The sequence below is a fragment of the Mobiluncus porci genome, from assembly GCF_009695935.1.
GTDB classification, from domain to species: domain Bacteria; phylum Actinomycetota; class Actinomycetes; order Actinomycetales; family Actinomycetaceae; genus Mobiluncus; species Mobiluncus porci.
Genome location: NZ_VUMY01000005.1, coordinates 121235 through 131529, shown reverse-complemented (window position 1 = coordinate 131529; position 10295 = coordinate 121235). Strand labels below are relative to the sequence as shown.

General features: G+C 51.0%; 10 protein-coding genes and 2 pseudogenes. 3 read left to right on the top strand and 9 right to left on the bottom strand.

Annotated elements, in window-relative coordinates:
* The 6 genes and pseudogenes from FYJ63_RS11480 to hsdR form a co-directional block, all read right to left on the bottom strand.
* Positions 1-223, bottom strand: a pseudogene (locus FYJ63_RS11480) (IS256-like element ISAod1 family transposase); the annotation flags it as partial.
* 129 nt (positions 224-352) lie between these two features.
* A pseudogene (locus FYJ63_RS11475) lies at positions 353-403 on the bottom strand (hypothetical protein); the annotation flags it as partial.
* A 775-nt stretch (positions 404-1178) separates the two neighbouring features.
* Entirely contained in the window at positions 1179-1778 is a 600-nt protein-coding gene (locus FYJ63_RS03990) for a restriction endonuclease subunit S (protein ID WP_229769939.1), read from the bottom strand.
* 98 nt (positions 1779-1876) lie between these two features.
* Entirely contained in the window at positions 1877-2560 is a 684-nt protein-coding gene (locus FYJ63_RS03980) for a restriction endonuclease subunit S (protein WP_154543975.1), read from the bottom strand.
* On the bottom strand, positions 2557-4029 hold the full coding sequence (locus FYJ63_RS03975) for a class I SAM-dependent DNA methyltransferase (protein ID WP_154543973.1): 1473 nt from the start codon (positions 4027-4029) through the stop codon (positions 2557-2559). Before FYJ63_RS03975 ends, FYJ63_RS03980 begins: the two co-directional genes overlap by 4 nt.
* Before the next feature lie 23 nt (positions 4030-4052).
* Positions 4053-6440, bottom strand: coding sequence for an EcoAI/FtnUII family type I restriction enzme subunit R (gene hsdR / locus FYJ63_RS03970; RefSeq protein WP_277026040.1), 2388 nt, complete (start codon positions 6438-6440; stop codon positions 4053-4055).
* Positions 6441-6618: 178 nt separating this feature from the next.
* Here hsdR and FYJ63_RS03965 point away from each other — a divergent pair, with 178 nt between their 5' ends.
* On the top strand, positions 6619-7233 hold the full coding sequence (locus tag FYJ63_RS03965) for a hypothetical protein (protein ID WP_154543971.1): 615 nt from the start codon (positions 6619-6621) through the stop codon (positions 7231-7233).
* Positions 7230-8273: a helix-turn-helix domain-containing protein gene (locus tag FYJ63_RS03960; RefSeq protein WP_154543969.1), complete on the top strand. Its 1044-nt coding sequence runs from the start codon at positions 7230-7232 to the stop codon at positions 8271-8273. The genes FYJ63_RS03965 and FYJ63_RS03960 overlap by 4 nt, the downstream gene beginning before the upstream one ends.
* Positions 8274-8582: 309 nt before the next feature.
* On the opposite strand, the gene FYJ63_RS03955 is transcribed toward FYJ63_RS03960, so the two are convergent.
* Positions 8583-8987, bottom strand: coding sequence for a type II toxin-antitoxin system VapC family toxin (locus tag FYJ63_RS03955; RefSeq protein WP_154543967.1), 405 nt, complete (start codon positions 8985-8987; stop codon positions 8583-8585).
* Positions 8987-9232 carry a type II toxin-antitoxin system Phd/YefM family antitoxin gene (locus FYJ63_RS03950; protein WP_154543965.1) on the bottom strand — a complete coding sequence of 82 codons (246 nt, stop codon included), beginning with the start codon at positions 9230-9232 and terminating at the stop codon, positions 8987-8989. Before FYJ63_RS03950 ends, FYJ63_RS03955 begins: the two co-directional genes overlap by 1 nt.
* 314 nt (positions 9233-9546) lie before the next feature.
* Here FYJ63_RS03950 and FYJ63_RS03945 point away from each other — a divergent pair, with 314 nt between their 5' ends.
* Entirely contained in the window at positions 9547-9930 is a 384-nt protein-coding gene (locus tag FYJ63_RS03945) for a YchJ family protein (RefSeq protein ID WP_154543963.1), read from the top strand.
* Between the two features lie 27 nt (positions 9931-9957).
* Here FYJ63_RS03945 and FYJ63_RS03940 read toward each other — a convergent pair whose 3' ends face one another.
* Positions 9958-10179, bottom strand: a complete 222-nt coding sequence (locus tag FYJ63_RS03940; protein ID WP_229769938.1) for a DUF3107 domain-containing protein — start codon at positions 10177-10179, stop codon at positions 9958-9960.
* Positions 10180-10295: the final 116 nt, after the last annotated feature.

Below are 10295 nucleotides of genomic sequence, written 5' to 3'. Positions count from 1 at the left end.
GTGCTATCCGGTCCAGCAGAGCTTTCCACGCGTTAGTGTTCTCGTTCCTAGCCACATACCAGCCCAACACGTGGCCGCGCGTGCAGGCAATCAAAACCACGGCCTTACGCCCCAAATAAATCCCGTCGACAAACACCACGTCATGAACCTCGTCCACGATCGGAGAAAACGGCCATAAACACCAGAACTTAGCTGCATGACGACGAAACGTCCGGCCCGCTCCGGGCATATCTTTCTGCCGCTGACGCGACAACAGCCAGCTCAGGAAACGATTAAGCTCTTTAGCAGAGTTATCAATCTTGCAGACCTTAGACCCGCCGCACTCCTTACAACGCCAACGCTGAGAACCGGAAGAAGTCTTTCCATTACGTTTCAAAGGAGTATTACACGCCGGGCATTTCATCATATTCATGCCCTCAGCATGAACCGACCAACTTTCAACCCGACTTTAAGGCTCTACAACAACGAAAAACCCGGATAAAAAACACACAAAATGTCCTTTAACCCGAAAGATGTAACTTGCTTTAATGACTGAAGCTGCGGAATGACAGCCGTGTGATTATAGGATAAAATCCCTTTTAGGTGCTTCAAAACACCTAGCCCCCGTCAACCGGCGGGGCCGGGAGACGAGGGCAGATGCCTAGATTGGTAAGCTAGAGCAACTACTTTATCGCCTCCCGAACAATTTCAATAATTAAGGAGGCGTGCAATATGTCACGCAAAGTTAATCGAAGCGCCGTAACCGGACGCTTTATCACCAAGGCAGGTGCCGCAAGGCATCCGCGCACGTCCTATTCACAGACCATTGAATCGGGAAAGGCTAACGGTGGAGCTGTTAAAAAGTCCGCAATAACCGGCAGATTTGTCTCAAATGCTACGCTTCAACGCCATCCGAACACTACCTACAAGCAGGGGGTGTGAGGAATGAACAGTGGTTTCGGTATTAAACTTGATGAGCGAGAGCTTGAGAAAGCGGTACGGTCCAAAGTTTCTGAGGTTGTGAGAGACTTACAGAAACAACTTGATTCACTGTTGGAGCAATATCGTGGCAAGCCTGTGAGTATGATTCGACCAAGGTTGAAAGAGATTTTTGCCGGAAACGGGGGAAGTATTTCCAGCGAAGAACTCGACGACTATTCCCAGGCAATAAGTGAAGGAACCAGGATAGAGCTCAAGCTCTAGAGCTGAGCAAGTTCGCGGACAAGCGGGATGAGTTCGTCCAGTTTGTCCGCGATTCTTTTTTGCTCGCCGTCAGGCGCAAGGGGAAATTCGAGATTTATTACAGTTTCTCTGCTGATACCAGGAATCATGCTCTTAGCGGCTGATTTCAATTTTGAGATTGAGTATGAAAGCAAAAACTTAATGAAGTCAAGATTTCCGTGTTTTGCGGAGACCGCCATGATTTGTCTGGCTATATGCGCTTCTTCTTCATCTAGTATTGCCATGTCACCAATAGTTCCTTTACAGGTAAGTAAAAGTTCACCACGTTTGGCAACAACGCTGGGCTGCTGGGTCCACCGGTTTATCAGGATTTTGCCGTCATCGAAATTACTCGCGCCAGTGATGTATGGAATCCCTTGTTTAGTGGAACTGTATTGACTTGGCTCCATGTCCCTGCCGGAGACGAGATTAATCATTTCTCCGAGGTGTACCCATTTCCAGGTGGGGGGAATGGGGAAGGGCTCTTCGTCCGGGGTGACAGGTGGGAGGGGCTTGGATTTCTTGAGTTTACCGGCCTTGATGAGTTGCTCGCGTTCGACGGCAATCTCCGCAAGCAAATCCTCAGCGGTGCCGTCCTCGGGGCGCTGCTCGGTGAGGTGACCGGAGATACCGGCCTGCAGGATGGACTGTTCCAGGTCAGCAAAGAAGGCAGAATCTAGAGATTCTCTCTCTCTCTCTCTAATTCAGCGAGTTCATCTATATAAGGCATTACTTGATCAAGTTTGTCTGCGATTCTTTGTGCTTCCAAAATGGGTGGAATTGACACCGGAACCTTACTTAAAACACTGAAGTGGCGTGCATATCCGCGATTTTTGATTTGTTCAGATGTGTGCAAGCACCAGTAGTAAAAGTATTTTGCTGGAAGTTTGATTGAAGATAAAAGTTTGGTTCCGTCTGCTCCAACAACAAAAGAGAAATCTATATATTTCACGTTTCTGGTATGATCTCCAAACAGAATGATGGGTAACTCGTCAATAGCTTGTAATTCGCTATTTGTGTATCCATCAATCAGTTCTTGACCTTGTGATACGACGGGGATGCTTCCCGTTTTTCGTACTTCTTTTGATTTAATTTGTTTTCCTCTTGAGGAAATAAGTCGTGTAACTTTAAGTAACGACGAAAATTTCCAAGTGGGAGGAATCTCAAAGGGTTCTTCTTCGGGCGTGACCGGCGGGAGGGGCTTGGTTTTCTTGAGTTTGCCTTTCTTGATGAGCCTCTCGCGTTCGGCGGCAATCTCGTCCAGTAAATCCTCGGCGGTGCCGTCCTCGGGGCGTTGTTCGGTGAGGTGACCGGAAATGGCCGCTTGCAGGACGGCCTGGCGAAGTTTCTCGGCAATCATGACTTCACCGCCAAAAGCGCTTCAATCCTGGCTATTTGTTCATCAATCTTGGCATCCAACTCGGCGCGCTTTGCCTTGTATTCGGCGATGGTTTCCTCCGGGCTTAACACCTCGTGGACTTCCTGGGGGTAACCGCACAGGTCGAGGTCATAGTTCCCTTCGGCAATCTCGGCGGCGGAAAAGAACTTTGCCTTCGGGTTGCCATCCCCGTCGATAATCTCGCGGCGGTTATCCCACCACTCACGGCAATCATCGAAATGCTCCGAAAGCATGGGCTTGGTTTTGGAAAAAGCCTTGTATCCTTCTGGTAAATCCACTCGATAGAACCACACGCCCTTGGAAGCCCCGCTGTTTTCAAAGAACAAAAGGTTGGTGGTGATGGAAGTGTAAGGGGCAAAAACCGAACCCGGGAGGCGAATAATCGTGTGGAGGTTGAGGTCCTCCATCAAACGTTGTTTCAAGTTAGTTTTGGCGTTCTCATCGCCAAACAAGAACCCGTCCGGGAGGACAATCCCTGCCCGCCCATTCTTGCGCAGGCGATAGAGAATCAGCGCCACGAAAAGATCCGCCGTCTCTGAGGACCGAAAGCTTGCGGGGAAGTTAGCCTTTACGGAATCCTGTTCCGTGCCACCATAGGGCGGATTCATGGCAATGACCTGGAACTTTTCATCCTCGCGATAATCTCTCACGTTTCGGTCCAAAGAGTTCCCGTGGAAGAACCGGGGTTCTTCCACATCGTGAAGCAGGAGGTTCGTCACGCCGAGAAGATAAGGCATGGGTTTCTTTTCGATGCCGAAAACGCTTTGACGATATGCCTCACGGTCGGCAATGTTTTCCACCTGGGAATCCAGGTGCTTCAAAGTGGAGGTCAAGAAGCCTCCGGTTCCAGCGGCAAAATCCGCGACCTGCTCGCCGAGCCTCGGATTGAGGCGCTCAATCATGAAATCTGTGACCGCTCGCGGGGTATAGAACTCACCGCTGCTGCCAGCACTCTGCAGCTGCTTCAACAAGGTCTCATAGATTTCCCCGAAAGCGTGACGATCGGAAAAATCATCGAAGTCGATTTCGTTTATCAGGTTAATGAGCTGGCGAAGCAGGATGCCATCCTTCATGTATTGGTTGGAATCCTCGAAAACACTTTTCACCACGGACTTGGAAAGGGGAGTGGTGGAATCAATCGGGAGGTTCTGGAGGGTCGGGAAAAGGTCCTCGTTTACAAAAGTCAGCAGCTCATCACCGGTGGAAGCCTCGCCGTCACGGTGGTCAACAGCCCAGTTTCGCCACCGCAAGCGCTCGGGGATTATGGAACGGAAATGCTCATCGTGGAACTCCCACTCGGCCTCTTTGGCGTCATAGACCTTCAAGAACAGCAGCCACACCAGCTGGGCAATGCGCTGGGCGTCACCGTCAACTCCGGCATCCCCACGCATAATCTTGCGAGACGACGAGATAAAAGAACCAAGACTCATTTAGTAGTTTCCTTCCATGTGTTTTACGCGGCGTAAAGCTCACGTTCCAGGCCGCGAACCGCATCGAGATAGGCCTCGCGTCCCCCAAACAGGTTAGCAATCTTTGTGGGGGAGCCAAACCGGGTGAAGGGCTCATTGTCGAGGACACGGGTGTTTTCCAGCTCACCGATGCCAACATCAGAATATTTATCGAGCAACGCGGAAAGCACTGCCTGGCAATCGGCGGAATACTTATGGAGGTATCCGCGCTTTTTGACGTTGTCGATGCGTTCCTTTTTGGTCAACGGGGGACGGTCAAAGGCAATGTGGAGAATCAGGTCAAAGTCATCGAGGTTAGCGACCTCAGCGCCAGCTTCTTCACGGACTGAATCGAGGAAAACCCCCTGGTTCTCAAGTTCCTCGAGAATCGCCGATTTACGTTCGGCCTCCGACCAAGCATGGATGAAAGAATCGAGGGTTTCAAACCTCCCGCGGATTGACCTCTTGGAAAAGTCCCTGACCGTTTCGGTAAGGAGTTTCCCAGTCTTGGGGTCGATGTATTGCACGAGCTTATTGAGAAGCCTTACGTCAACGCCATTGACGCGAACCTTTCGCAAGGGACCGTGGCTGCCGCTATCTTCGCCGTCGCCGTCATTATCATCTTCCCAGTCTCCGTCGGAACCTTCGCTTTCCTCATCTTCGGAATCGCCTGGCCAATTTGGTGGAACTTCCAAACCGCCAATCTTGTCCTCACCTGGCGGTGGAAGATTGATAATGACAACCGGTTCACCATCGAAGTCTGGGTCAGAAAAGAGCCTAGTGGAGGCGCGGAAATCCATGATGGTGAAGAACTCTTTGCCGTGTTCTTCGTCAATCCGAGTCCCGCGCCCAATAATCTGCTTGAACTCTGTCATAGAATTTATATTGGACTCGAGGACAATAAGTTTCACGGTCCTGATGTCAACTCCCGTGGTGAGCAGTTTTGAGGTGGTTACCACGGTCGGATATTTTTCGTTGGGATCGGCAAAGTTATCGAGCTGCGACTTGCCGTAATCATCATCGCCGGTGATGCGCATGATGTACCTTGAATTTGCCTTTACACGCTCGGCATTTTCATTTACCAGGGCTTGCCGCATTCGCTCGGCGTGCTCAATGTCGACACAGAAAACAATGGTTTTGGAATCCGCTCCAAACCGTTCCAACCAAGCGGTTACGTATTTTGCAACCGCCTTGGTGCGTTCATCAATAATGAGGTTCTTATCGAAATCACGGACATTATATTCACGGTCTTCCACGAGTTCGCCTTCGGTGTCGGTTTGACCTTCGTAGGGGCGCCAGTTTTCCAGGTCAACATTGAGTCCCACACGAATGACCTTGTAAGGAGCGAGAAAGCCATCCTCAATGCCTTCCTTGAGGCTGTAGGTATAGATGGGGTCGCCGAAGTAGGTGATGTTGGAAACCTCTTTCGTTTCCTTCGGGGTTGCGGTCATTCCAAGGTGTATGGCGTTGTGGAAGTAATCCAGGATTCGACGCCATTGGGAGTCTTCACGCGCCGAGCCGCGGTGGCATTCGTCGACAATGACAAGATCGAAAAAGTCCGGGGCAAAATCGCGGAAAGGCTCATCGCCGGGTTCGCCAGCGAGCTGATGATAGAGACTCATGTAAACCTCATAGGAGGAATCGAGCCTTTCGTCTTTTTGCCGGTGAACCTTGACGACAGAGTTCCCAAGTGGTTGGAAGTCGCCGCGAATCGTCTGGTCAATAAGTACATTGCGGTCCGCGAGATAGAGAACCCGTTTGACGGCTTTGCTCTTGAGCAGCCGCCACACGATTTGGAAAGCGGTAAAAGTCTTGCCGGTTCCGGTGGCCATCACCAGGAGTAATCGATTTTGGCCTTTGGCAACGGCTTCGATCGTGCGGTCAATCGCAATGCGTTGATAGTAGCGAGGTTCTCGATTAGTGAATTGGTCAAAGTTGTATGGTTCGGTGATAACTTTTTCGATTTCAGGGGAGATGCCTTTATTCGCGGTATAGCGTTGCCAGAGTTCCGCTTCGGTCGGGAAGGACTCCAGAGAAAGTTCCCTCTCGTGACCAGTCAAAAAATCGTGTTCCAAGAAACCGGTTCCGTTGGAAGAAAAAGCAAAGGGAACGTCCAACTTTTGGGCGTAGTTCACTGCTTGTTGCATCCCTGAACCCAGCGAGTGCTTCTTGTCCTTGGCTTCAACCACAGCAAGCGGACGGTTTGTGACCTTTTGGGCGAGGATGTAGTCGACTTTGAGTGGATTCCCGCGCTTGGTTTTGCGACCCTTGATATGGATTTCACCTGGGGCAATGTGCTCCATTTTGATTTGGAAGCTGTCCCATTGGGAGCTCTTGATAGCGGGCGTGATGTAGCGCTGTTTTATGTCTTCCTCGGTCTCATAGTCTTCCACTGGGTCACCTCGCTTCTATCCTTTCAACCCATTGTAAAGGACGAGTCTCCTATTCTTGCTTCGAATTCAGAGGCGAGGAGAGGTTGCGCCCGGATTTTATTGGCACTCAGGCAATTATTTTTCGGAGACGCGCGAACATAAACTACCAGGTCAAAGAAAAAGTGGTATATTTTCTGGTATGAAAACGAAGAAAATCCCCACACAAGAAGAAGTTCGGGAGAAGCTCGGTGAAGAGTTTATCTCGAGATTTGTCGAATCTGTTGAAGGTGCAACTGCAGACTTCAAAGCTTTTAAAAAGTGGCATCCCGATTGGGCAGTCAGTTTCTCGAGTCGTTTTATCGCAAATTTCCTGCACGAACGCATCTGGGCTCGACTCAAGGAGAACGCCTCGAATCTTGATTCCTTCGAATTCGTCGATAAAGAACCCATCCGTGAGGTGCATCTCGGAACGGAACTTATCATGCGGATTAAGCGACACGATTCCAATGACAGAATCTCAAGCTATCCGACGAGGGGTGCTCAGGAGTTTTGGAATATCGATTTTTTCACTATCCCAGGACTTGAATCGTTTAGCCTCGCATTGGGATACCACTGGGATAAAGACTTGAGGGAGCCTCAAGATGCCTTGTTGACTCTATATAGAAAACTTAATGAACCGATTTGGTCGGTTAAGCTTTCACGAGATTCTGCCAACATTGAGACAATCACTTGGGAGCCCATTACAAATCCGAGCCTTCCGGAGATTGACCTCGCAGAGGCTTTGGCTGAGGATTATAGGGATGTAGCATCATGAGAAGCTCTATAGCAGATGTTTTGCTCACCTTGCGCACGAAGAATGGTTGGACACAAGAAGAATTGGCAGAGAAAGCTGGCATATCTCAGGTTGCCTTATCTCGCTACGAAAATGGGTTGCGCGAGCCAGAACCCGATGTGATTACACGGTTTACAGATATCTTCGGGGTTACGCGAGACTTCTTGATGCATGATTTCCGTATGTATGGAGCTATAGCTGTGGAGGCTCATATGAGACGCAACAAGACCACAAAAGCCACGGACTGGAAACGCATTGAAGCGGAGTTGAATATGCTTCGCATGCAAGCTTCCTTTGTGCTGGAACGACTGCCATTGCGTGTTGAGAACGAAATTCCGCACTTTGATCCCGACGAGGTCTCTCCCGCAGATGCGGCAATTCTTCTGCGAACCGCATGGCGAATGCCAATTGGCCCTGTGCGCAATCTGTATCGTTGGGTTGAGTCGGCGGGCTCTCTTATCTTCGAGCAGGATTTTGGTACACAAAGGATTGACGGCTGCTCACAGTGGGCTGGGAGTCACGCAGTTATTCTGTTGAATAAATCTTTTTCCACGGATCGGAAAAGGTTGACCCTCGCACATGAGCTTGGTCACCTGGTTCTTCACAATGATTACGTTGATCCTGGAATTGAAACTCAGGCAAATAAATTTGCTGCTGAATTTCTTATGCCTGAGACGGTTATTAGTTCACAACTTGACAATCTGAACATTGCCAAATTGCTAGCCTTAAAGGCCCTTTGGGGAGTTTCGATTCAGGCAATTTTTGAGCGTGCTTACCAACTCGGAAAGGTAAGCAGTGCCGAACGAACGAAATTTTACAAGCATCTCAACAGCCGGGGATGGAAGAAACATGAACCAGGCGGGGATGCCGTTCCTGACGAAATTCCTGAATTTGCATTTTCCATTGGTGAAACTCTCCAATCTACTGGATTGAGCGCAGGTGATATAGAAGCAATGTTGGGTGTTAAACCCGGCGAACATTCACCCTTTTTGAAGGAGAAACGCGTTCTTAGTTTGGTGTGAGAGCAGATATCCGCAAACTTGTTAAAGTGGGCTAGAAGTGCAGAAATGACAAGAAAAACGTCAACCAAACCCTCAGCAGTCCCCGGCGCATCCGCACCACGTGGGATGAATCACGCGAGGAGTGGCTGTTTTCCGTGGTTGATGTGGTCGGGGTGCTGAGCGAGGCGGACAATCCACGACGATATTGGAGCGACCTCAAACGTAAGTTGAAGGCGGAGGGTGCGACCCAACTGTACGAAAGAAAAACGTACAGTTTAAAATAACCGCCACCGACGGCAAGAAACGTTTAATCGACGACGCCGAGTACGCTTACACCGACCGGAGAGCAATGAGGTCTTCAAGGCCAACAAAGTCAACGGGATTGCGGGTGTATAAAGGCAGGTTGTGGGCAAGAGCCGTCGCGGCGATTTCAAGGTCGGCAAAGCGGCGGCGCGGCTTGCGACCGGCGGCCACGATTGCGGCAACAACACGACCGAAAGCCCGGGCTGCGGCGGCATCGAAAGAAATTGGGCGGAAAGCCGCCTCGGTGCGCTGCAATCTGTCCAGACGGACTGCACGCTCGGAAGTATCCTTGGCGGCATGCACACCCGCCTCGAGTTCGGCAAGGGTAACCGAGCTGATGGCGATGGCTTCGGGAAGCACCGCGGGATCCAACGTCTCCAGGTCGATTACAACCGAGGTGTCCAGCAATCCGCGCGCGTCTTGGATGGCCATTACAAAACATCCATATCAATAAGCTCGTCTACATCCCGGCGCAAACTCGAGCCATCAACTCGAGGTGCACCGGCGAAATCGAGCCTGACCCGAACTGTGGGAGCGAACCAGTCATCTTTAACCGGACCGATTTCGGCCACGGGACGGCCGTTAGAAGTGACGATAAAAGACTCGCCGGACGCGACCTCGCGCATCACGCGGCCGGATTCGTTGCGCAGTTCTCGTTGGGTCAAAGTGGCTTGCATATAACCATTGTAGCGCAGCGTGCTACGGAAGTGAAGAAGTCGTGCCTCGCATACTTTGAAAGCGAAGGCTATGCAGCCACGGGGACTAGGGACTAGACGCTCGTGTGCCAGCCCGTTTCTTTCTGTTGGTAAGGTTGGAGCATGACCGGGAAAAACAAGCGCGTGTTCTGGATTAGCTTCCTTTGCTGTTTCGCCCTTACTGCGCTCGTGATTGGGCTTTTCTAAAGCGGAAAATGCTGAAATCCCCCCGGCTAACCCGGAGTTTCGAAGCTGAGAGTTTTCAAGTCCTCGGGTCGGGAGGCTAACCTGGGGTTATGAAAGCGCGCTTATGTCCTTGCGGGACGGGACGAAACTATGCGGATTGCTGCGAGCCGCTACACGATGGGGCTCGCGAAGCCGAGCGGGCCGAAGAAGTGATGCGGGCCAGGTACTCAGCATTCGTCAAGCGCCGCGAAGACTATCTTCTGCGCTCTTGGCACCCGCGGACAAGACCGGCAGAGGTCTTGGGAGATACCGGCATGACCTGGAAGGGACTGGAGATTTTGGAGGTTCGAGGAGGTGGGATTGGCGAAGAGACCGGCGAAGTCGAATTCGTGGCTCACTACGAGCTCGGCGGGGTAAGACGGACACTTCAGGAGCGTTCGAGATTCGTTCGCCGCGGGGGACGCTGGGTCTACCTGGACGGGGAGATTCGCTAAGAACCAGTCGGTTTAGAAGCGTGAACTTCAGATGGCGAAACCGATGCGGGTTTGCTGTTCGGGGGAGAACTCGACATAGGCGATGTCGCGCCCGCTCAGGAGCGTGTGGGAATCGCGCTTGTCGACCAGGTCGAGAAGCTCCTCTTTCTCAATGGCCTGCTTCAGTTTCTTCTTGAGATCCTCGAAAGAAGCATCCACATCGAGGGCGATTTCGCGGGCCACAGATTTCATGCCGATTTTGATTTCCATCTTCATCCTTTTCTCTTGAATCAAAAGCCGGGAACCATTCTATGTTTTTCCTTGCCAGAGTGCGAAATATGGGAAGTTTCCCGAAGCGAAATTTTCGTTTTGAGGCGGCTAGTAAG